21 protein-coding genes and 2 tRNA genes are annotated in these 22,069 nt (G+C 71.9%); 9 read left to right on the forward strand and 14 right to left on the reverse strand.

Annotated elements, in window-relative coordinates:
* On the forward strand, positions 1–420 hold the full coding sequence (locus EDD26_RS10395; protein WP_123697647.1) for a cytochrome c oxidase subunit 4: 420 nt from the start codon (positions 1–3) through the stop codon (positions 418–420).
* A 61-nt stretch (positions 421–481) separates the two neighbouring features.
* On the opposite strand, the gene EDD26_RS10400 is transcribed toward EDD26_RS10395, so the two are convergent.
* From EDD26_RS10400 to pepN, 5 genes are all read right to left on the reverse strand, one after another.
* Complete coding sequence (locus EDD26_RS10400) at positions 482–1,672, reverse strand: mannosyltransferase family protein (protein WP_123697648.1); 1,191 nt, start codon at positions 1,670–1,672, stop codon at positions 482–484.
* A gap of 93 nt (positions 1,673–1,765) precedes the next feature.
* The gene (locus tag EDD26_RS10405) at positions 1,766–3,385 is read right to left on the reverse strand and encodes an FAD-binding dehydrogenase (RefSeq protein WP_123697649.1); all 1,620 of its coding nucleotides are present in this window, start codon (positions 3,383–3,385) and stop codon (positions 1,766–1,768) included.
* Positions 3,385–3,768: a globin gene (locus tag EDD26_RS10410; protein ID WP_123698544.1), complete on the reverse strand. Its 384-nt coding sequence runs from the start codon at positions 3,766–3,768 to the stop codon at positions 3,385–3,387. The genes EDD26_RS10405 and EDD26_RS10410 overlap by 1 nt, the downstream gene beginning before the upstream one ends.
* A complete protein-coding gene (locus EDD26_RS10415) occupies positions 3,768–4,697 on the reverse strand; it encodes a mechanosensitive ion channel family protein (RefSeq protein WP_123697650.1) in 930 nt (309 codons plus the stop codon). The genes EDD26_RS10410 and EDD26_RS10415 overlap by 1 nt, the downstream gene beginning before the upstream one ends.
* Before the next feature lie 14 nt (positions 4,698–4,711).
* The gene (gene pepN, locus EDD26_RS10420; RefSeq protein ID WP_123697651.1) at positions 4,712–7,252 is read right to left on the reverse strand and encodes an aminopeptidase N; all 2,541 of its coding nucleotides are present in this window, start codon (positions 7,250–7,252) and stop codon (positions 4,712–4,714) included.
* A gap of 87 nt (positions 7,253–7,339) precedes the next feature.
* On the opposite strand from pepN, the gene EDD26_RS10425 reads away from it, so the two are divergent.
* The 3 genes from EDD26_RS10425 to EDD26_RS10435 are packed head-to-tail and all read left to right on the forward strand — an operon-like array spanning position 7,340 to position 9,519.
* A complete protein-coding gene (locus EDD26_RS10425) occupies positions 7,340–7,999 on the forward strand; it encodes a mycothiol-dependent nitroreductase Rv2466c family protein (protein WP_123697652.1) in 660 nt (219 codons plus the stop codon).
* Positions 7,999–8,484, forward strand: a complete 486-nt coding sequence (locus EDD26_RS10430) for a ribose-5-phosphate isomerase (RefSeq protein ID WP_123697653.1) — start codon at positions 7,999–8,001, stop codon at positions 8,482–8,484. Before EDD26_RS10425 ends, EDD26_RS10430 begins: the two co-directional genes overlap by 1 nt.
* 15 nt (positions 8,485–8,499) lie before the next feature.
* A complete protein-coding gene (locus tag EDD26_RS10435) occupies positions 8,500–9,519 on the forward strand; it encodes an Fpg/Nei family DNA glycosylase (protein WP_123697654.1) in 1,020 nt (339 codons plus the stop codon).
* Positions 9,520–9,525: 6 nt separating this feature from the next.
* On the opposite strand, the gene EDD26_RS10440 is transcribed toward EDD26_RS10435, so the two are convergent.
* The 3 genes from EDD26_RS10440 to EDD26_RS10450 all read right to left on the reverse strand — a co-directional run bounded on the left by EDD26_RS10440 (position 9,526) and on the right by EDD26_RS10450 (position 11,903).
* Positions 9,526–10,176, reverse strand: coding sequence for a hypothetical protein (locus EDD26_RS10440; RefSeq protein ID WP_123697655.1), 651 nt, complete (start codon positions 10,174–10,176; stop codon positions 9,526–9,528).
* A gap of 97 nt (positions 10,177–10,273) precedes the next feature.
* Positions 10,274–11,755, reverse strand: a complete 1,482-nt coding sequence (locus EDD26_RS10445; protein ID WP_123697656.1) for an HNH endonuclease signature motif containing protein — start codon at positions 11,753–11,755, stop codon at positions 10,274–10,276.
* 77 nt (positions 11,756–11,832) lie between these two features.
* Positions 11,833–11,903: transfer RNA gene (locus EDD26_RS10450), tRNA-Gly, on the reverse strand.
* Positions 11,904–11,995: 92 nt separating this feature from the next.
* Here EDD26_RS10450 and EDD26_RS10455 point away from each other — a divergent pair.
* A complete protein-coding gene (locus EDD26_RS10455) occupies positions 11,996–13,429 on the forward strand; it encodes a GH1 family beta-glucosidase (protein WP_123697657.1) in 1,434 nt (477 codons plus the stop codon).
* A gap of 21 nt (positions 13,430–13,450) precedes the next feature.
* Here EDD26_RS10455 and EDD26_RS10460 read toward each other — a convergent pair whose 3' ends face one another.
* Together EDD26_RS10460 and EDD26_RS10465 are read right to left on the reverse strand one after the other, a co-directional pair.
* The gene (locus tag EDD26_RS10460; protein WP_123697658.1) at positions 13,451–14,140 is read right to left on the reverse strand and encodes a TetR/AcrR family transcriptional regulator; all 690 of its coding nucleotides are present in this window, start codon (positions 14,138–14,140) and stop codon (positions 13,451–13,453) included.
* Positions 14,141–14,238: 98 nt separating this feature from the next.
* Positions 14,239–14,928, reverse strand: a complete 690-nt coding sequence (locus tag EDD26_RS10465) for a fasciclin domain-containing protein (protein WP_123697659.1) — start codon at positions 14,926–14,928, stop codon at positions 14,239–14,241.
* Between the two features lie 160 nt (positions 14,929–15,088).
* Between EDD26_RS10465 and EDD26_RS10470 the strand changes: the two genes are divergently transcribed.
* From EDD26_RS10470 to mmuM, 3 genes are all read left to right on the forward strand, one after another.
* Positions 15,089–16,876 (forward strand): redoxin domain-containing protein, encoded by a 1,788-nt coding sequence (locus tag EDD26_RS10470; protein WP_123697660.1) that lies wholly within the window; start codon positions 15,089–15,091, stop codon positions 16,874–16,876.
* Positions 16,877–17,087: 211 nt separating this feature from the next.
* A tRNA-Pro gene (locus tag EDD26_RS10475) sits at positions 17,088–17,162 on the forward strand.
* 22 nt (positions 17,163–17,184) lie between these two features.
* Positions 17,185–18,084: a homocysteine S-methyltransferase gene (mmuM, locus tag EDD26_RS10480; RefSeq protein WP_148058730.1), complete on the forward strand. Its 900-nt coding sequence runs from the start codon at positions 17,185–17,187 to the stop codon at positions 18,082–18,084.
* A 34-nt stretch (positions 18,085–18,118) separates the two neighbouring features.
* Here the strand turns inward: mmuM and EDD26_RS10485 are convergent, their stop codons facing one another.
* From EDD26_RS10485 to EDD26_RS10495, 3 genes are all read right to left on the reverse strand, one after another.
* The gene (locus tag EDD26_RS10485) at positions 18,119–18,679 is read right to left on the reverse strand and encodes a flavin reductase family protein (protein ID WP_123697662.1); all 561 of its coding nucleotides are present in this window, start codon (positions 18,677–18,679) and stop codon (positions 18,119–18,121) included.
* Positions 18,680–19,987 (reverse strand): NtaA/DmoA family FMN-dependent monooxygenase, encoded by a 1,308-nt coding sequence (locus EDD26_RS10490; protein WP_123698545.1) that lies wholly within the window; start codon positions 19,985–19,987, stop codon positions 18,680–18,682.
* A 110-nt stretch (positions 19,988–20,097) separates the two neighbouring features.
* Positions 20,098–20,781, reverse strand: coding sequence for an NADPH-dependent F420 reductase (locus tag EDD26_RS10495; RefSeq protein WP_123697663.1), 684 nt, complete (start codon positions 20,779–20,781; stop codon positions 20,098–20,100).
* Between the two features lie 89 nt (positions 20,782–20,870).
* On the opposite strand from EDD26_RS10495, the gene EDD26_RS10500 reads away from it, so the two are divergent.
* Entirely contained in the window at positions 20,871–21,260 is a 390-nt protein-coding gene (locus EDD26_RS10500; RefSeq protein ID WP_123697664.1) for a MerR family transcriptional regulator, read from the forward strand.
* Between the two features lie 26 nt (positions 21,261–21,286).
* Here the strand turns inward: EDD26_RS10500 and EDD26_RS14735 are convergent, their stop codons facing one another.
* Positions 21,287–21,997, reverse strand: coding sequence for an SDR family oxidoreductase (locus tag EDD26_RS14735; RefSeq protein WP_170165610.1), 711 nt, complete (start codon positions 21,995–21,997; stop codon positions 21,287–21,289).
* Positions 21,998–22,069: the final 72 nt, after the last annotated feature.

The raw sequence follows: 22,069 nt of genomic DNA on the forward strand, positions 1-22,069 counted from the left end.
ATGCGCGCGAACATCATCATCCTCGGCGTGCTCGCCGCGTTCTTCTTCCTCTCCGCCGCGGTCTACACGCTGTGGCACATGGCCGCGTACGACGGCGAGGTGGAGTGGACCGGCACGCTGGGCCTCGCGCTCACGGGCATCATGTCGACGTTCATCGGCTTCTACCTGGTGCTGACGCGCCGCTCGCAGCACGCGGAGCACCCCTCCGACATGCTGGAGGCCGAGATCGACGACGCAGACCCGGACGAGGGGCACTTCTCCCCATGGAGCTGGTGGCCGATCCTGCTCGCGGGCTCGCTCGCGCTGCTGTTCGTCTCGCTGGCCGGACCGACCTTCCTCATCCCGATCGGCGCAGGCCTGCTCCTGATCATGCTGGTCGGCTGGGTGTACGAGTACTACCGCGGCAACTTCAGCCGCTGACGCACGACCCGTCGTCTCGAACGACCGAGCGCCCCGTCCATCGGACGGGGCGCTCCGTCGTTCAGTCGGCCCAGTTGCCGAGGGCGAGCTGCACGGTGTTGAAGAGCAGCAGCGCGCAGCCGATCCAGAGCGCGACCCAGAACCATCGCCTGCGCCTGCCACGGGTGAGGTCGGCCAGCAGGACGAAGATCGGGAACATCGTGAGCGTGTTGCGGGCCAGCGACAGGTAGCTGTTGCTCGTCATGAGCGATGCGGCGGTCGTGCCGACGAGCGTCGCCGACCCCCAGTCCTTGCGGCGGGCGAGCACGACCACGCAGATCGCGATGCCGACGGCCGCGACCGCCTCGAGGACGGCCTGGATCTGCCAGTCGAGCTTCGGCTCGCGCAGCACGTGGATGCCCTGGTTGAAGAGCGTCTCCCATGGCCAGCGGGTGCGCCGGTTCCACCCCTCGCTCTGCGCGTGGAACCACGCGAGCAGGTCCCCGGTCGCGACGTACAGCCACACCCAGTAGGCGAGCACGCCCAGCCCGGAGCTGCCGACGGCGATGAGGTCGACGATGCGGAACCGCTCGCCGCGGCGCCGCAGGCCGACGACGTAGAGCACGAGCAGCGCGATGACGAGGAACATGCCGCTCGCGCGGCTCGCGGTCGCGACGATCCCGAGCGCGCCGGCGATCCAGTACCGGCCGCGGAGGCACGCATGCCAGGCCCAGACCGCGCCGGCGAGGTAGAGCGCCTCCGAGTAGGAGGCGACCAGGAAGACGGCGTAGGGGCTGAAGGCGAAGAGCGCGGCGGCCCGGCGCGCGGTGCCGGCGTCGAACTGGTGCTGCGCGATGCGGTAGACGCCGACGGTCGCGAGGATGGAGGCGATCGCGGCGACGAGCCACATGCCGAAGACGATGCCGTCCAGGCCGACGGCGCCGAGCGACACCACCCACGCGACGGCCCACGACAGCATGGGGTAGAGCGGGAAGAAGGCGATGCGCTCGCTGCCCGCGCCGCCGTCGCACAGCTGCCCGACGTAGCCGTAGGAGGCGATGCACGCGAAGTAGCCGCTGTCCCAGCGGTAGAAGATCCCGAAGAAGCCGTCGGGGGCGCCCACCGGGGCGCCCGCGACGAGCACGACGACGAGCCCGACGAGCTGGATGCCGATGCGCTGCAGCAGCCAGATGGCGAGGCAGTAGCGGATGCCGGACCGCATGACCCAGCTGATCGCGGAGCGGCGCGAGACGGGGAGTGCGAGCGTCGACAACAGGGCCTCCCCGAGTGGTCCGACGAGGGGGAGCCTAGGTGATGCGACGCTCGTGCGGACAGGCCCGATGTGGTCGCCTGAGGGGATCGGGGGTCAGACGGCGCGGCCCGCGCGGCGCCCGGTGTGCAGGCAGCCGCCGAGGAAGGTGCCCTCGAGCGCTCGGTAGCCGTGCACGCCGCCACCGCCGAAGCCCGCAGCCTCACCGACGGCGAAGAGCCCCGGGATGGGTGCGCCGTCGGCGCCGAGCGCCCGCGCGTCGAGATCGGTCTGGATGCCGCCGAGCGTCTTGCGCGTCAGCGTGCGCAGACGCACCGCGATGAGGGGCCAGTGGCGCTCGTCGAGGATGCGGTGGGGTGCCGCCGTGCGCACGAGCCGGTCACCGATGTACTCGCGCGCCCTGCGGATCTCGACGGCCTGCGGGTCGGTGGACGCCGGGTCGGCGACCGCGGCGTCGCGCTCCTCGATCGCGGCGACCACGGCGGCACGGTCGATGTCCTCGAGCCGCTGCATGCCGTCGAGCAGCTCGGTGAGGCTGTGCGCGACGACGAAGTCCTCGCCGTGGTCGAGGAACGCCTGCACCGGCGCGGGCGCGCCGGGCAGCACGCGCTGCGCGAGGCGGCGGATGCTGCGACCGGTGAGGTCGGGGTTCTGCTCCGAGCCGGAGAGCGTGAACTCCTTCTCGACGATCGACTGCGTGAGCACGAACCACGAGTGCTCCGCGCCCACCGACCGCAGGTGCTCGAGCGTCGTGAGGGTGTCGAAGCCGGGGTAGTTGGGCGACGGCAGCCGATGCCCGCGATGATCGATCCACAGGCTGGACGGACCCGGCAGGATCCGGATGCCGTGCTGCGGCCAGACCGGATCCCAGTTCGCGATGCCCTCGGTGTAGTGCCACATGCGGTCGCCGTTCACGAGCCGTGCGCCCGCGTCGTTCGCGATCGCCAGGCCGGAGCCGTCGACGTGCAGCGGTACGCCGCGCACGGCCTCGCGCGGCGCGGCGCCGAGGCGCGCGGGCCAGAGCTCGCGCACGCGCTCCAGCTCGCCGCCGATGCCGCCGGTCGCGACGACGACCGACTCGGCGCGCAGCTCGAACGCGCCCGTGACGTCGCGGCTCGACGGCTCGCCCCGCACGGTCAGATCTTGGGCCAGCCGGTCGCCGGCGACGCCCACGACCCGGCCGTCCTCGACGAGCAGGCGCGTCGCGCGGTGCCGGAACGACAGGGAGGCGCGGCCGTCGGCGACCGCGTCCCGCAGCAGTCGCGTGAAGGGGGTGACGAGGCCGGGCCCGGTGCCCCAGACGATGTGGAAGCGGGGCACGGTGTTGCCGTGCCCGCCCGGCGTGCGGGCGCCGCGCTCCGCGTGGCCGACCACCGGGAAGAGCCGCACGCCGAGCTCGCGCAGCCACGGACGCAGCTCGCGGTGCGCGAACTCGAGGTAGGCGTCCGCCCACTGCCGGCCCCAGGCATCCTCGTCGCGGTCGAAGCCGGCGGTCGCGAGCCAGTCGGCCCTGGCGAGCCCCGGCGAGTCGGCGATGCCGAGGCGGCGCTGCTCGGGGGAGTCGACGAGCAGCAGGCCGCCGAACGACCAGTACGCCTGGCCGCCGATCGACTGCGGTCCCTCCTGCTCGACGATGCGCACCGTGCGACCGCGCTCGAGCGCCTCGCACGCCGTGACGAGGCCGGCGAGGCCCGCGCCGATGACGATGACGTCCATCAGCGGATGAGCGGATTGCGGTTGAGCATGGCCGTCGCGGCTCGCTCGAAGTACTCGTCGAGCTCCGCGCGGTGCAGCGGCGCGGGGTCGAGCGCGTCGAGGGCGCCACGCATGGCGGCGAGCCAGCGCTCGCGCGCGTCCGGGTCGACGGAGAACGGCGCGTGGCGCATCCGGAGCCGCGGGTGTCCGCGCTGCTCGCTGTACGTCTGCGGACCGCCCCAGTACTGCTCGAGGAACATCCGGAAGCGCTCCTCGGCGCCCGCGCGGTCGTCCTGCGGATACATCGGCCGCAGCACGTCGTCGGCCCAGACGCGCTCGTAGAACTCGTGCACGAGCGCGCGGAAGAAGGGCTCGCCGCCGACGGCCTCGTGGAGCGACTGCATCACGGCTTCGCCTCCAGGCCGTCGCCGACGACCTTCTGCACCGACGGCAGGTCGAGGCCGAGCTCGTCCAGGCCGTCCTTGACGCGTCGGCGCAGCTCGCGGGCCACGTCGTCGCGCGCGTTGGCGCGCGTGCGGACGACGAGCCGCAGCACGACCGCATCGGGCGACACCGACTCGATGCCCCAGGTCTCCGGCTTGTCGATGACGCGGCCGAGCCACTCGGGCTCCTCGCTCATGGCCGTCGCGACGTCGAGCAGCTGCCGCTCGACGAGGTCGACGTCGGCGTCGTAGGGCACCGCCTGGTCGATGATGACGCGCGCCCAGCCCTGCGACCGGTTGCCGACCCGCAGGATCTCGCCGTTGCGCACGTACCAGAGCGTGCCCTCGACGTCGCGCACCTGCGTCACGCGGATGCCGACCGATTCCACGACGCCGGATGCGGCCCCGAGGTCGACGAGGTCGCCGATGCCCACCTGGTCCTCGAAGACCATGAACAGCCCGTTGAGGAAGTCCTTGATGACGCCCTGCGCGCCGATGCCTGCCGCGGCGCCCAGGAAGCTCGCCATCGCCACGAGCGACGCAGCGTTCACGCCCAGGATGCTGAGGATGAGGATGAGCGCGAGCGCCGCGATGACCCACGCGAGCATCGTGTTGAGCACGCTGCCGATCGCGCGGGTGCGCTGCACGACGCGCACCTGCGCGAGCGGGGAGTTCGAGAGCGCCTCGGTGTCGGCGGCGTCGGCGCGGCGCTTGACCCCGCTCACGACGCCGCCGACCACGCGGCCGATGATCGTCCTGACCACCCGGAACGCGATGAACGCGCCCACGATGACGATGAGGATGCCGATCGGCGCGCCCCACGCGTCCCACCAGGCCGCGACCGCGGCCCAGTCCACGCCGTCGGGCGGCGTGCTCGTCTCGAACCTCATCCCGGCGGCCCCGATCAGGCGTCCCGCTCCTGCGCGGAGAGCGCGCGCTCGACGCCCGCGAGGTGCTCGACGACGATGCGGCGCAGCGCCGGCACGGCCGAGGTGTTCGCCGCGAGCCAGCCGCGGGTGGCATCCGCGAGCTCCTGGCTCGCGAGCGACGCCGGGTAGAGGCCGACGAGCAGCCCCTCGGCCACCTGGTAGGTGCGCGAGTCCCAGATCTGCTGGATCGCGTCGTGGTATCGGGGGATGAGACCCGTCAGCACGGTGGCGTCGTTCACGTGCGCGAGGCCGAGGCCCGTGTAGCGCACGATCATGTTCGAGGCGCCGGCCTCGTCGACGACCGACGCGAACGCGGCCTCCTTGGCATCGGGCGTGGCGATGGTCGCACGCGCGCGAGCGGCGAACTGCCGGCCTGTCGCGGTGTCGTCGGCTGCGAGCTCCGCGGCGATCTCCTCCTCGCCGGCCGCGCCGTTCAGCACGAGGCCGTCGAGCAGCTGCCAGCGCAGGTCGGCGTCGATCTCCAGGCCGCTGAGCGACGTTCCGCCGCTCAGCAGGCCGCGGAGGATCTCGACGTGCTCGGGCGTCGACGCGAGGCCGGCGAAGGCCCCGGCGAACTGGAACTGCGCATCCGACCCTGCCTCGGCGGAGGCGGCGAGCTCCCACAGGCCGTCGCCCACGCGCCGGATCGTCTCGGCGCGGCGCGACGGGTGCACGTACGAGCGGGCCGCGAGGCCGAGCTGAGCGAGCGCGAGGCGGATGGTCGTCGACTCGGTCTCGGCGCCGATGTTCGCGAGCACGAGCTCGACGTAGTCGCTCGCGGGCGTCTCGGCGTCGCGCGTCGCGTCCCATGCCGCGCCCCAGACGAGCGCGCGCGCGAGCGGGTCCTCGATGGTGCGGAGGCCCGAGAGCGCGGTGCGCATCGACGACTCGTCGAGGCGGATCTTGGCGTAGGCGAGGTCGTCGTCGTTGATGAGGATCAGCGAGGGTCGGATGTGGCCGACGAGCGAGGGCACGGGGGTCTCGGCGCCGTCGACGTCGAGCTCGACGCGGTGGGTGCGGCGCAGCACGCCATCCTCCTCCTCGTACAAGCCGATCGCGAGGCGGTGGGGGCGGAGCGTCGGCCACTCGGCGGGGCCGGTCTGCTCGATCGCGAACGACGAGATGATGCCGTCGGCGGTCGTCTCGATGCGCGGGCGCAGCGTGTTGACGCCGGCCGTCTCGAGCCACAGCCGGCTCCACTCGCTGAGGTCGCGCCCGCTGGCCGTCTCCAGCTCGGCGAGCAGGTCGGCGAGCTCGGTGTTGCCCCACGCGTGCTTGCGGAAGTACGCGCCGACGCCCTGCATGAAGGCCTCGAGCCCCACCCAGGCGACGAGCTGCTTGAGGACGGAGCCGCCCTTCGCGTAGGTGATGCCGTCGAAGTTGACCTGCACGTCCTCGAGGTCGCGGATCTCGGCGACGATCGGGTGCGTCGAGGGCAGCTGGTCCTGGCGGTAGGCCCAGGTCTTCTCCATCGCCTGGAACGTGGTCCAGGCGTTCGTCCACTCGGTCGCCTCGGCGGTCGCGAGCGTCGACGCCCACTCCGCGAACGACTCGTTGAGCCACAGGTCGTTCCACCAGCGCATCGTCACGAGGTCGCCGAACCACATGTGCGCGAGCTCGTGCAGCACGGTCACGACCCGGCGCTCGCGGATGGCGTCGGTCACCTGGGCCCGGAACACGTACGACTCGGTGAACGTCACGCATCCGGCGTTCTCCATCGCGCCGGCGTTGAACTCCGGCACGAAGAGCTGGTCGTACTTCTCGAACGGGTACGCGACGCCGAACTGCGACTCGAAGAAGGCGAAGCCCTTGCGGGTGATGTCGAAGAGGTAGTCGGCGTCCATGTGCTCGGCGAGCGACGCGCGGCAGAAGATGCCGAGCGGGATCACGCGGCCATCGCTCGACGAGAGCTCGGAGCGCGTGACCTCGTAGGGCCCGGCGACGAGCGCGGTGATGTAGCTCGAGATGCGCGGCGTGGGCTCGAACGACCAGACGGCGGTCTCGCCGTCGACGGCGGGCTCGGGCGTCGGCTGGTTGGAGACGACCTGCCAGCGAGCGGGCGCGGTGATGGTGAAGCGGAACGTCGCCTTGAGGTCGGGCTGCTCGAAGACCGCGAAGACGCGACGGGAGTCGGGGACCTCGAACTGGGAGTAGAGGTAGACCTCGCCGTCGACCGGGTCGACGAAGCGGTGCAGGCCCTCGCCGGTGTTGACGTACAGCGCGTCGGAGACCACGGTCAGCTCGTTCTCGGCGGCGAGGCCGTCGAGCTGGATGCGCACGCCGTCGTTCACGCTCGCGACGTCGAGCTCGGCGCCGTTGAGCGTGACCGAGTGCACGGTGCGGGAGATGTGGTCGATGAACGTCGAGGCGCCGGCCTCGGCGGTGAAGCGCACGCTCGTCGTCGAGCGGAACACCTCGTCGCCGGTGGTGAGGTCGAGGGCGATGTCGTAGCTCTCGACCTGGACGAGCGCCGCGCGCTCCTGGGCCTCGACGCGAGTGAGGTTCTCTCCGGGCACGCTGGACTCCTTGTGACTGTGGTGCAGGTGCGACCAGCGTAGTGCCGCGCGGCGCGGCCCCCGCCGTGCCGTCGCTAGCATCGAGGCATGAGTGCGACGACCCCGATCGAGACCGTCCCCGAGGCCCAGCCGCGCGTGCGGATGTGGTTCGATCCGACCTGCCCGTGGGCGTGGATGACGTCCCGCTGGCTGGGCGAGGTCGCCGACACCCGCGGCTTCGACGTCGACTGGCAGGTGATGAGCCTGGCCGTGCTCAACGAGGGCCGCGACCTGCCGGCCGAGTACCTCGCGCGGATGCCGCGCTCGATGCGCCTCACGCGCCTCGTCACCGCGGCTCGCGGGGCTGGCGGCGACGCGGTCGTCAAGCCGCTGTACGACGCGCTCGGCACGCGCATCCACCACGACCGCCGCAAGGACGACGACGCGATCGTCGCCGAGGCGCTCGCTGAGGTGGGCCTCGACGCGTCGCTCGCCGACGAGACGGATGCGCACGACGCGACGCTGCGCGGCACCCACCAGGCGGCGATCGACCTCGTCGGCGACGACGTCGGCACCCCGGTCGTCGCGGTCGACGACGTCGCGTTCTTCGGCCCCGTCGTGAGCCCGGCGCCCACCGGCGAGGAGGCGCTGCGGCTCTTCGACGGCGTCGTCGCGGCCGCGTCGATCGACGGCTTCTTCGAGCTGAAGCGCTCCCGCACGCGCGGTCCGGTCTTCGACCGGGTCGCCGACGAGCCGCAGGTCGCCTGATGCGCGTCCACGTCGGCACCGACCACGCCGGCTTCGAGATGTCGAAGCGGCTCGTCGCCCACCTCGAGGCGGCAGGCCACGAGGTGGTCGACCACGGCCCCGCCGAGTACGACCCCGAGGACGACTACCCCTCGTTCTGCATCAACGCCGCGCGGGCGGTCGTGCGCGATCAGCGTGCGGGCGTCGAGGCGCTCGGCGTGGTCTTCGGCGGCTCCGGCAACGGCGAGCAGATGGCGGCGAACAAGGTCGAGGGCGTGCGTGCGGCGCTCGCCTGGAGCCTGCCGACGGCCGAGCTCGCGCGCGAGCACAACGACGCGAACGTGGTCGCCGTGGGTGCGCGCCAGCACTCGGAGCAGGAGATGCTCGACATCATCGACGCGTTCCTCGCGACGCCGTTCTCGGGCGCTGAGCGCCACGCGCGGCGGATCGCGCAGCTGGGGGAGTACGAGACGACCGGCAGCATCGCGGGCCACGAGATCGACTGATGACTGCAGGCTCCGATGCCTGAGGGGCATTCCGTCCATCGCATCGCCCGGCAGTTCGGGGCGAACTTCGTCGGCAGCCGCGCCGCCGTGACGAGCCCGCAGGGCCGCTTCGAGGTCGGCGCCGCCGAGCTCGACGGCCGCACGATCACCTCGTCGGAGGCGATCGGCAAGCACCTGCTGCTGGGGTTCGACGGCACCGCGGCGGCGCCGGACCGGGTGCTGCACGTGCACCTCGGCATCTACGGCGCGTGGGACTTCGCGGGCGCCATCTCGGTCGACCCCACCATCCTCGCGAGCACCCTCGCGGTGGGTGCCGCCCGGACGGGGCAGACCGGCATGCGCGGCGTCGGCGGCGGTGCCGGCACGGACGGCGAGCACGAGGACTCGATCGCGTCGATCGGCGCGCCGCGGCTCGCCCGGCTGCGCGCGGGGGAGCGCGAGACGGCGAGCGAGGTCGGGGACTTCCCGCCGGAGCCGGTCGGGCAGGTGCGCGTGCGCATCCTCACCGCGGCCGCCGTCGCCGACCTGCGCGGCCCGACCGTGTGCGAGGTGCTCGAGCCCGCGCAGGTGCGGGCGCTCGCGGATCGGCTGGGTCCCGATCCGGAGGCCCCCACCGAGTCGCGCCGGCGCGCGGAGGACCGCTTCGTCGCGCGCGCCGCACGGTCGGGCCAGGCGATCGGGCAGCTGCTCATGGACCAGTCGGTCGTCGCCGGGATCGGCAACGTCTACCGTGCCGAGCTGCTGTTCCGCGCCCGGATGGATCCGCACCGCCCGGGCAACGTCGTGCCGGAGGACGAGCTGCGCCGGCTCTGGCGGGACTGGGTGAAGCTGCTGCGCATCGGCGTCGAGACCGGGCAGATGCTCACGATCGACGGGCTGCGCGGCGCGCGTCGGGCTGCGGCGCTCGCGAACCGCGCCGACCGGCACTGGGTCTACAAGCGTGAGGGTCAGCCGTGCCGTCGCTGCGGCACCTCGATCGCGCTCGAGACGATGCAGGGGCGCAAGCTCTACTGGTGCTCCGGCTGCCAGCTGTGACGCGCCTCAGCGCCACCGATACAGCGTCGCCGCGTCGATCCCCGACTCCGACGGACTGATGACCCACGATCCGGTCGGGTCGTCGGCGCGCACCGCCACGATCACCTGCGCGACCTCGCTGTCGCCGGGCGCGAAGTCGTAGATGTAGCCGAGGTCGTTCGGTGCCGCTGCGGTCGACGCGGAGTTCTGGTCGGTGAAGGGTCCGCCGTCGGGCTGGTACGCGAAGGTCATGTCGTGCATCGGATGCGTCGTGATGACGCCCACGTTCGTGATCTCGAGCTCGAGGATGACGAAGCGCTCGCCGGCGCGCGGCACTCCGCCCGTCATCGCGGCGAGGTCGTCGGCCGGATCGATCGAGCGCTGGGCCGTGACCTCCCACGTCGACCCGCGGTCGGTGTGGATCGTCACGGTGTCGCCGTAGGAGAACTCGCCGGGCGCGGTCGTCGGCACCGGGGGATCGGTGGGGCCGTTGGTGGTCGGCGCGGGCGCGATGTCGCTGAAGACCGGCGTTGGGCTCTCGGGGATGGCCGGGTCGTCGGGCGTCGAGGGCGGCATCGCGACGCAGGCGGCGAGGGCGAGCGATGCGATCGCGACGAGGGCCGCGCCGAGCCGGGTCGAGCCCTGCCGGCGGGGACGGGAGACGAGCCTGGCCTGCACACCGGCACGCTACTGCGTGCGGCTGTGAGCGCGGGCGCCGCCACCACGCTGGTCGAGTAGCGCGTCGCGCAGCGGCACGCGTATCGAGACCGATCGACTAGAACAGCGCCTTCGGTGCCGGCCCGAACGTCCCTCGCCAGAGCCATTCGGTGTAGCTCTCGGTGAACCTGGGGCCCACCTGTTCGGGCTCGTCGACGTACACGGCGCCCATCGGTGACTCGAACTGGAGCACGCCGGGTTCGATCTGGGTCACCTTCCATCGTCTGCCGGCGGGGAGGACGGCGCCCTTGAGCATGTGATGTCGTCTGCAGAGGTGGGCGAGGTTGCCGGGGGTGGTCTTCCCGCCGTCGATCCAGGCGATGGTGTGGTCGATGTCGGCGTGCTCGGCCTTGGCGCAGCAGCCGGGCCATCGGCACCGCTGGTCTCGTTCGCGCAGCAGTCGCCGGACCTTGCGCGATGGCCGGTAGGTGTCGGCCGCGATGACGTGTCCCTTGACGGGGTCGGTGAACACGCGGGTACAGGTCTTCGTGACGCCGGCGAGCCAGCGGGCGGTGTCGGGGTCGACGAGCGCGCCGCTGCGCAGCCTGGCGCTGTCGTCGCGGCTGTCGTCGCTGCCGTCGTCGCCGAGGAGCACGGTCGCCGGGATGACGATCGAGACCTGGGCGCGTATGCCCGCCAATGCCCGGTCGGTCGGCTCGCCGGTGAGCAGCAGGTCGCAGCATGCGTCGGCGCGGCGCTGGTCGGCGGTGCGCGGGTCGTTCGGGTCGGCGGCGCGCGCCATCTCGGTGGCGCGGTCGAGGATGCCGTGGGCGAGGACGGTGGGGATGACGAGCACGAGTCTCGACATGGCGTCGGCGAGGTCGGTGACGAACACCTCGCGTCCGTCTCGGGCGATGCGGTGCCGCTCGGTCAGCGGCTCCTCGATGAGCTGCTCGAGCTCGCGGCGGGCGATCTTCGCGAGCCGTGCCGGGGTCGTCGTCTCGGCGACGGGCAGCAGGGCCGCCTCGAACGCGGCTCGTGCTTCCGGCGTCTTGAGTGGTGCGCCGATGTCGGTGATGACGCGGAGGTGTCCTTGGTGGATGCGGGTCTCGCCCCAGGCGCGCAGGGTTGCGGGCCATTCGTCGAGGATCCGCATGGCGCGGTCGATCTCGGCTTCGACGGTGCGGTCGCTGCGGCGCTGGCGGAGTGCGAGCTCGTTCGCGAGGTCTCGCATGACGATCCCGGCGTCGAGGTGCGCGTCGCCGGCCTCCTCGAGCGCCAGCAGCCCGAGCCCGGCGAGCGCGTGGGTGCGCATCGCCTGCAGCCCCGCGATCGCGGCGTCGAGGTCGACGACGATCTTGATCGCCGACGCGCGCACATCCTGCACCGTCGGCACGGGCACGTCCACAGGCAGCGGCACCGGCACGGGCGCAAGCTCGGAACCCGTCTCAGCCGGCGTCGCCACGCGGTCGTCGGGGTCCGCCACGTCGCCGGGTCGCGGCCCCCGCAGCCAGAGCGGCCCGTTGGCCGCGGCGGGGTCGAGCGGCACCGGCAGCTGCCGGTGCACCGGCCACCGAGAGGCCTGGATCTCCGTCGACATGGGCGCAGTCTCCCACCGGCCACTGACACGGCCCGGCGGGGCGGCGCCCGCTCGAGGGGGGCTGTGGAGGACGACAGAGCGGGCGACGGGAATCGAACCCGCGTAATCAGTTTGGAAGACTGAGGCTCTACCATTGAGCTACGCCCGCGCGCCCCGCGCTCGCGCGTCGGGACTGGTCGAATCTACCGCATCCGGTCGGCGCCATCCGCACCGCATCCGGCATGCACATCGGCACCCCGGATGGCGGGATACGCTCGTGCGGTGCAGCGCAGCATCCCCACAGACCTCATCCTCGGCGGCGCGACCGCCGCCTACCAGATCGAGGGCGCCGCGGCCGAGGACGGCCGTCGCCCCAGCATCTGGGACGCGTTCGCCCGCGTGCCCGGCGCCGTGATCGACGGCCACACCGGCGACATCGCGTGCGACCACTACCACCGCATGCCCAGCGACGTGGCGATGATGCGCGACCTCGGGCTGCAGTCGTACCGCTTCTCGACCAGCTGGTCGCGCGTATGCCCTGATGGCGGTGCGCCGAACGCCGCGGGCCTCGACTTCTACTCGCGGCTCGTCGATGAGCTGCTCGACGCCGACATCATGCCCTGGCTCACGCTCTACCACTGGGACCTGCCGCAGGTGCTCGAGGAGGCGGGCGGCTGGCCGTCGCGCGACACCGCGAGCCGCTTCGTCGACTACGCGCTCGCCGTGCACGAGAAGCTCGGCGACCGCGTCGACAACTGGACGACGCTCAACGAGCCGTGGTGCTCGTCGTTCCTCTCCTACATCGCGGGCGCCCACGCCCCCGGCCGGCAGAGCGTCGCCGACGGCCTGGCCGCCGGGCACCACCTGCTGCTCGCGCACGGCATGGCCGTGCAGGCGCTGCGCGACGCCGGCGCGGAGCGGCTCGGCATCACGCTCAACTTCACGGTCGCCGACCCGGTCGACCCGACGAATCCCTCCGACGTCGACGCCGCACGGCGCATCGACGAGCAGTACAACCGCTTCTTCGTCGACCCGATCCTGCGCGGCAGCTACCCCGAGACGCTGCTGGCCGACGTCGGCCACCTCGGCCTCGACGCGGTCGTGCAGGACGGCGACCTCGCCATCATCGGCGCGCCGATCGACGTCCTGGGCGTGAACTACTACCACGGCGACGCGTGCTCGTTCGAGCCCCTGGCGGAGCCGATGCTGCAGGATGCGCCGACCGACCGGCCGATCCGCAGCCCGTTCCCCGCCGCGGACGGCGTCGAGATCCACTCGCGCGGACTGCCGACGACCACCATGGGCTGGGAGGTGCAGCCGGAGGGGCTCACCCGGCTGCTGCGCCGCCTCCACGAGGACTACGCCGGCCCGAAGGGCGTCGACCTCTGGGTCACCGAGAACGGTGCGGCCTACGACGACGTGCTCGACACGGATGCGGCGACGGGTGAGCAGCGCGTGCACGACGCCGAGCGGGTCGACTTCCTCCGCCTCCACATCGGCGCGGTGCTCGATGCGATCGACGCGGGCGTGCCGGTCAAGGGCTACTTCTACTGGTCGCTCATGGACAACTACGAGTGGGCGTGGGGCTACCACAAGCGCTTCGGCATCGTGCGCGTCGACTACGACACCCAGGAGCGCACCGTGAAGGACTCCGGGCTCGAGCTCGCGCGGATGATCCGGGAGCGCACGCTCTAGCTCGTGGCGAGGTGGCGGCGCTCACGCGTCGTCATCGGGAAGCTCCTTCAGCGCGGCCGTGAGGGCGAGCAGGTCGCGCACCTGCGCCCGCAGCAGCGGCACCGCGGTGATCCGGATCGCGCGGTCGATCATCGGCACCGCCTGCTGCAGCAGCGCCTGGGTGCGCCGCTGGTCGCGGCTGCGGTCGGTCGTCCACGCGAGCATGCCCGCCATGAACAGCCCCCAGAGCAGCTCGGGCAGGGCTCGACGCAGCTGGCGGTCGGCGAGCAGGTCGGATCCCTCGACGAGGGTCGCGAACAGCCCCACCATCCGCTCTCGCGACGCCCTCGACGCCTCGCCGAAGGGGCTCACGGGCGAGTCCGCGGTGATCGCCTGGCCGAGCGCCTCCGTCGCCACCCGGTGGAACGGCGCGATCTCGTCGAGCGCGATGTCGAGCGCGATGCCCAGCCGCGCGGCGAACGGCCGCACCCCGGCGATGGCCTCGATCGCCCGTTGCTCGATGCGGATGACCGTCTCGTCGTAGAGCGCGAGCAGCAGGTGGTCCTTCGAGGGCATCGAGAGGTAGATCGTGCCGGGCGACACCCCGGCGCGGTCGGCGATGCCGCGCATCGTCGTCGCGCGCCAGCCGTCCTCACGCAGCGCGGCGAACGCGACCTCGCGGATGCGGGCCGCGGTGCGGGCGCCCTTCGTGGCACCGCTCTGGTTCGTCATGCACCCATCTTGGCTGAACGCGTTCAGCCCGACGATCGCGCGCACGACGAAGGGGCCGGTCCTCGCGGACCGGCCCCTTCGATGCGTGTGCTGCTGGATCAGCCCATCGACGGCGGCATGAGCACCGAGTCGATGAGGTAGACCGTGGCGTTGGCGGTCTGGACGCCACCGCAGACGACGGTCGCGGCGTCGCCGTTGACCATGAGCTCGTCAGCGTCGCCCTCGACCATGAGCTCCTCGCCCTGGACCGTCATGTGGGTGCCGGCGATCGCGTCGGGCGCGATCTGGCCGGGGATGACGTGGTAGGTCAGCACCGTGCTGAGCGTCTCGGCGCCCTCGGGCGTCTGCAGCATCTCGACGGTCTCGGCGGGCAGCGCCGCGAAGGCGTCGTCGACCGGTGCGAAGACCGTGAACTCGTCGCCGTTCAGCGTGTCGACGAGGTCGACATCCGGGTTCAGCTGGCCGGAGACGGCCGCGACGAGCTGCGTGAGCATCGGGTTGTTCGAGGCCGCGACCGCGACCGGGTCCTGGGACATGCCGACGATCGAGCCCGCGCCGTCCGGCACCGCCTCGTCGTACATCGCGCAGCCGGCGCCGACAAGGTTGTCGTAGGCGGGGTCCATCGCGGCTTCGGTCTCCATCGACTCCTCGGAGGCGCTGGGGGCCGTCGTCGGCTCCATCGTCTCGTCAGCCGTCGTGGAGCCGCCCATCGAGCAGCCCGCGAGCACGAGCGTCGCCGTGCCGACGAGCACGAGCCCGGCCATCTTGGGGTTCTTCTTGGTGAGCATCGCTGCTCTCCTTCCCTGTTGGGTTGCCGGCCCGTGCGAGCCGGTGATGCCAGGGGTTCGGAGACCTGCGAGACGCGGATTGGAAGATCGCTCATCGACATCCGAGGCCATCCGGGAGCGCCGCCGCGCCGAACCATCGGCAACTCGCCAAGGAGGCACCATGCTCGCCCTGATCGGATTGCTGGGTGGATTCATCACCGGCATCTCGCCATGCATCATCCCGGTGCTGCCCGTCATCCTCTTCTCGGGCGGCATGCAGTCCGCGCGTGACGAGCAGGCCTCGGATGCCTCCGCCGACGCCGCGCAGGGGAGCGGCGGCGTCGCCACCGCGACCCGCGCGAGCGTCAAGCAGCGGTCGATCTCGCGCTGGCGGCCCTACCTCGTGATCTCGGGCATCGTCGTGAGCTTCACGCTCATGACGCTCGCCGGCAGCCTCGTGCTCAGCCTCCTCGGCCTCCCGCAGGACGTGCTGCGGTGGGCGGGCATCATCGTGCTCGCGCTCATCGGCGTCGGCCTCATCGTGCCGCAGTTCCAGCACCTGCTCGAGAAGCCCTTCGAGAAGCTCCCGTTCCTGCAGACCGCGGGCGAGAAGTCGTCGAAGCTCCAGGGCTTCCCGCTCGGCCTCGCGCTCGGCGCCGTCTACGTGCCGTGCGCCGGACCGGTGCTCGCCGCCATCACGGTCGCGGGCTCCACCGGCCAGATCGGCCCCGACACCGTCGTGCTCACCGTCTCCTTCGCCATCGGCGCGGCGCTGCCGCTGCTGTTCTTCGCGCTCGCGGGCCGCGGCCTCGCCGAGCGCATCAAGGCCTTCCGCAAGCGCCAGGGCGTCATCCGCACCGTCTCGGGTGCGCTCATGCTGCTGCTCGCGCTCGGCCTCGTCTTCGACGTGCCGGCGCGGCTGCAGCGGCTCGTGCCCGACTACACCTCGGCGATCCAGGAGTACATCGCGGGCAACGAGGAGGTGCAGGAGGCGATCTCGATCGGCGGCCTCGAGACCGAGGAGAACCAGGACCTGGATCTCTGCGACCCGGGCGCGACCGAGCTGCAGGAGTGCGGCACGGCTCCGAGCATCCGCGGCATCGACTCGTGGTTCAACACCGACGGCGACCAGCCGATCGACCTCGCCGAGCTCCGCGGGCAGGTCGTGCTCGTCGACTTCTGGGCCTACTCCTGCATCAACTGCCAGCGCTCGGCGCCGCACATGAACGCCTGGCACGACGCCTACGCGGATGCCGGTCTGCAGGTGATCGGCGTGCACAGTCCTGAGTACGCGTTCGAGAAGGAGCGGCCGAACGTCATCCAGGGCGCCGAGGCGCTCGGCATCGAGTACCCGGTGGCGATCGACAACTCGCTCTCGACCTGGACGAACTACCGCAACGCCTACTGGCCGGCGCGCTACCTCATCGACGCCGAGGGCACCGTGCGCAACGTGCACTTCGGCGAGGGGCAGTACCGGGAGGGCGAGCAGATGATCCGCGAGCTGCTGCAGCAGGCGAACCCGGATGTCGAGCTGCCCGCCGTCACCGAGATGTCGGACGAGACGCCGGTGAACACCGAGATCACGCCCGAGTCGTACCTCGGCACGACCAAGGTGCAGAACTTCGGCGGCGAGGAGCGCTACTCCACGCAGACCGAGGACTTCGCCTACCCGGCCGAGCAGGCCGCCGACACCTTCGCGCTCGACGGCGCGTGGCAGCTCGAGACGCAGTTCGTCACCCCGCGCGGCGACGCGGCGGACGTGCGGCTGCAGTACCGCGGCCAGGAGGTGCGGATGGTGCTCGCAGGGGAGGGCACGGTCGTCGCGGACGTCGATGGCGAGCGCGTCGAGATCCCCGTCTCGGGCACACCGCGGTCGTACGAGCTGCTGCGGGTCGACGCCAGCCGCCAGGGCACGATCGAGGTGACGGTCCCCGCCGGCGTCGAGGCCTACTCGTTCACCTTCGGATGATCGGCGGGCGCTGAGCGGCCGCGGTGACCGACCGCGTCACAGGTTGCGGGGAGTCCGGCGCATCACGGGCTCCCCGCTCTGCCGACTCGACCCCTTCCGGTCGACTCGACCCGCTGCAACGGGTCCGGTCGGCGGGAAGGGGTCGAGTCGACTGTGGCTAGGGCCCGCTCAGCCGCCGGTAGACTCGCCACTCGTACGGGAGCGATCCCTACGGGGCGTAGCTCAGCTTGGCTAGAGCGCCCGCTTTGGGGGCGGGAGGTCGCAGGTTCGAATCCTGTCGCCCCGACTCCTTCCGAGAGGATGTGCAGGTGCTGGCACCGGGGATGGCGCCGGTCGTCGTGCTGGATGGCGGACTCTCCAACGCGCTCGCCGACCGCGGTCACGATCTCACCGACGAGCTGTGGACGGCCCGGCTGCTGCGCGACGCGCCCGGCGAGATCGCGGCCGTGCACCGGACGTACTTCGAGGCCGGCGCGCAGGTCACGACGACAGCGAGCTACCAGGCGAGCCTCGGCGGGTTCCAGCACGCCGGCATGACGCGCGCGGAGGCCGAGGCGCTCATCCGGCAGAGCGTGACGATCGCCCGGCAGGCGCGAGACGAGGTCGCCGCGGCGGCTGGGGACCGCGCGGTCCGGCTGGTCGCGGCATCCGTGGGCCCGTACGGTGCCGTGCTCGCCGACGGGTCGGAGTACCGCGGTCGCTACGGGATGAGTCGGAGCGCCCTCCGCGACTTTCACGGGCCGCGGATGGAGCTGCTCGTGAGCGCCGGGCCCGACCTGCTCGCGCTCGAGACGATCCCGGATCTCGACGAGGTCTCGGTGCTGCTCGATCTCGTCGACGAGCTCGGGACGCCCGCCTGGCTCTCGTGCACCGTCGCTGGGGATCGGCTGCGGGACGGTCGTCCGGCGGCCGAGGCGTTCGCGCTCGCCGCCGACCGCGAGCACATCGTGGCGGTGGGCGTGAACTGCTGCACGCCCGGCGATGCGCTGCCGGCGGTGCGCGCCGCGGTCGCGGCGAGCGGCAAGCCCGCGGTCGTCTACCCCAACTCCGGCGAGACCTGGGATGGCGCAGCCCGTCGATGGGTCGGCGAGCCTGGATTCGATGCGGCGCTCACCAGCTCCTGGGCCGAGGCTGGCGCCCGCTTCATCGGCGGCTGCTGCCGTGTCGGCCCGGCCGCCATCGCCGAGATCGCGCGAACGCTCGGGTGAGGATCAGCGCGCTCGCGGGGAAGACGAGCAGCGGTCAGTCAACGGCTGACGCTGGATGGTCCGTCCCCTGGCTCTGCAGCAGGGGATAGGTCCGGTCGAGGTAGATGAGCGGTCGTGCGTCGCGCCGCGGCGCATCGCTGTCGAGGCCGAGCAGGGTGACGAGGAAGCTGCTCCCGGCCGGGATCCGGTCGAGGACTCGCGCCCGCACCCGCGCCCGCACGCCATGCAGTACGGGCTCGCCTGTCGGCAGGCGGTCCCACCCGCGGTCGGCGAACCGGTCGATGCCGGGCGTCGCGAAGCGAGCCGACACGTCGGCCTGGTCGGCCGAGAGGAAGTTCACGACGACCGTCTCGGCCGTCGAGAGCGCCGGCCAGGACGACGACGTGCCGGCGACGGAGAAGGCGAGCACCGGCGGGCTGGCGGACACGGAGATGACCGACGTCGCGGTGAAGCCGACGGGGCCGGTCGGCCCGTCGAGGGTCACCACCGCGACCGCGGCTGCGTGCTGGCGGAAGATCGCCCGGTACCGATGCTGGTCGAGGACCGCCTCGACGGTCGGGGACTGCGCGTGCTGATGCGGCGTCTCGCGGCCCATCTAGGAGACACGCGGGTCGAGGCCGTACTGCGCCGGCGCCCCGAGGTGGTCGCGGAGGGTGGATCCCTCGTAGTCGTGGTGGAAGAGTCCGCGCTCCTGCAGGATCGGCATGACCTCGTCGACGAAGGTGTCGATGCCGTCCTCGTTCACGTCGATCGAGACCCAGAAGCCGTCGCAGGCGCCCGCCTCGAACCACTCCTGCATGTGGTCAGCGGTGACGGCGGCGGTGCCGACGGGGGTCGGGTGGTAGTCGATGACGCCGTGGGCGAGGATCTCGCGCAGCGTCCACCCCTCCCGCGCGACCTCGAGCGCGCGTGCGGAGCGCGGGTCGAACTCGCTGGCGCGCGCGATGGTCAGCTGCGACGCGCTCAGCGGCTCGTCGAGCTGCCTCGCGTCGAGGGCGAGGCCCAGCATCGAACCGAGGTATGAGACGCGGGCCGGGGCGCTGTGCTCGCCGAGCCTCACTCGTCGATCGAGCGCGGCCCGCTTCGTGGGGCCGATCGCCGGCATGACTCCGGCGAAGAACTTCACCTCGTCGGGGTCGCGGCCAGCCCGACGGGCGGCGTCCCGGACGGCGGCGCGCTGACTGCGGGCATCCTCGATGGTGAAGGCCGCACCGATCACGCCGCTCGCGTAGCGTCCGGCGAGCTCGATCCCATTGTCGCCGCCGCCCGCGGCGAAGATGACGGGCTGCCCCTGCTCGGACGGAGGGATGGGCAGCGGTCCGCGGGAGGCGACGTGCTGTCCCTGGAGGTTGATGGGCTGGATCTTCTCGGGATCGGCGAAGCGGCCGGCCGCCGTGTCCTGCAGCCACGCGTCCCGCTGCCAGCTGCCCCAGAGCGCCTGCGCGATCTGGATCGTCTCGTGCGCCCGCTGGTAGCGCTCCGGCCGAGGCGCGATCGTCTGGCCGTAGTTCGCGGCGGCGCCGGGGTCGCTCGTGGTGACGGCGTTCCATCCGGCGCGCCCGTGGCTCATGACGTCGAGCGCCTTGAACTGGCGGGCGATGTTGAACGGCTCGTTGAAGGTGGTGGAGCCGGTGGCGACCAGGCCGATGCGCGCGGTCTCGCGCGCGATCGCCGCGAGCGTCAGCATCGGCTCGAGCGTGATCTGCGGAGACTCGCTGGCGAGATCGCCCTGCAGGCCGGGGAAGTCGGGCAGGAACAGGAAGGCGAACTTCCCGCGCTCAGCGGCCTGTGCGTAGCGCACCTGGGCGTCGAAGCTTGCGTAGTTCGCGGGATCAACACCAGGGAAGCGCCAGGCGGCTCCCTGGGATCCGTATCCGTTCCCGAGGTGCATCCCCAGGATCATCGTGCGGTCGTTGCTCAAGTTCGTCCTTCTCGTGGATGCAGGCCTCGGCAGGCGTGCCGAGGCGCGGCGGATCGGCCGCGGGGCGTCCCGCGGCGTTGGATGGTGCTGACTCAGAGGTCGCGGTACCGCTTGGCCTCTGCGAGCCGGTCGCTCAGCTCTGCTCGGCCGACGGGTCGGCCCTCGTTGGGGTCGGTGCCGGCGAAGTAGGGAGCCGTGTAGGCAGGCATGTCGCGCTGGAAGCGCCACCCCTCGGCCAGCGGACCGACGTCGAGCGCGTCGTAGCCGATCGTGTCGAGGAACTCCGTCACCGCAGTCTTCGCCGCGGCGTCGTCACCGGCGACGGGGAGCACCGAGCGCTCGGGGTCGCCGGAGGGCCGGCCCAGGCTCGCCAGGTGCGGGAAGTAGATGCTGTTGAACGCCTTCACGACGGTCGAGTCCGGCAGGTGCGCCTGCAGCAGCTCCGCCGTGGTCGTCGACTCGTCGTCGAGCGCCGGGATGTGCCCGTCGCGCTCCGGGTAGTAGTTGTTCGTGTCGATGACGGTCTTGCCGCGCAGCTCGGCGACCGGCACGTCCGGGTACGCACGCAGCGGCACCGAGACGACCACGAGGTCGCCCGCCGCGGCGGCCTCTGCCGGCGTCGCGGCTCGTGCACCGGGACCGAGCTCCGCGACCAGGTCAGCCAGCGTCTCCGGGCCCCTGCTGTTGCTCAGCACGACGTCGTAGCCCGCGGCGATCGCCAGGCGCGCGATCCCGCCGCCGATGTTGCCGCTGCCGATCAAGCCGATGGTCGTCATGGTGCTCCTCCTGTTGGTGTCCGAACGTGCACTGCTAGTCTGAAGGTTGTCATCAGTGTCAAGGTCAAGTCGACGTCAGGATCGTTCGCATGCGCATCGGAGAGCTCGCCGCACGGACCGGGGTACCGGCGAGGATGCTGCGCTACTACGAGCAGCAGGGACTCATCACGCCCCATCGGCTGAGCAACGGCTATCGGGACTACGACGAGTACCTCGTCGACCGGGTGCAGAAGATCCGTGGACTGGTGGATGCGGGCATCCCCACTCGGATCGTGGCGGACATCCTCCCGTGCCTGCATCAGTCGCGCACGATCGTCGTCCACGACGCGGAACCGGGCCTGCGGCAGCTGCTCGTCAGCGAGCGTGACCGCATGACGGAGAAGATCGCCTTCCTGACGCAGAACCGCGACGCGATCACGGCCTACATCGACGCGATCGACGCCTCGCACGGCCACACGCGGGAGCGGCTGGCGAGCTGAGCGCTGGGTGCGGGAGCGGTCGCCCCTCAGAGGTGTCGCGTCGCGGGACGGAGCACGATCTCGGTGGGGCAGACGTTGGCCGGCGACTCGGCGATGAACTGCACCGCTCGGGCGATGTCGATCGGCCGCAGCATCGCATCGGGACGCTCGCGGGCGGCGGGAGCGAACTGGCCCGCCCCGGCGGTGACCAGCCCCGCGCTGACGATGCCCACGGTGACGCCCTCGTCGCACACGTCCAGGTGGAGGGCCTCCGCGAAGCCACGGATGCCGTGCTTCGCCGCGACGTACGCGGCGTTGTCGGCGTACGCCTGACGGCCCGCGCCTGAGCCGACGAACACGACGGTCGAGGGCGCCGCAGCGATCAGCGACGGCAGCAGGAGCTGCGTCGTCGTGACCGCAGCGGTGAAGGTCGTCGTCAGGACGCTCTCCGCGCCGGCTGGATCGACGGTGTCGAACCGGCCCCACTGGAACTGACCGGCCGCCCAGACGAGCCCGACGATCGACTGCCCGCTCTCCACCACGCCCGCGACCGCCGCGCGCAGCTGCTCGGCGTCCTCGAGGTCGACGACCGTCTCGCTGATCGCGCCGGCGCCTGCCGCTTCGCACGCGATCCCGGTCTGCGCCAGCCGGTCACGGTCACGCCCCCACAGGTGCAGCGCGAGCCCGCGGCTCGCGAAGTACTCCGCGATGGCCCGCCCGATCTCGCTCGAAGCCCCGACGACGACTGCAGCTTCCACGCGCTCACGGTAGCGCCGCGCTCCGACGCTTGCCCGCTGCCATTGCGCTTCCTCCGGCGCTCGGCCAGGGTG

It is taken from the genome of Agrococcus jenensis (assembly GCF_003752465.1).
Taxonomy (GTDB): Bacteria; Actinomycetota; Actinomycetes; order Actinomycetales; family Microbacteriaceae; genus Agrococcus; species Agrococcus jenensis.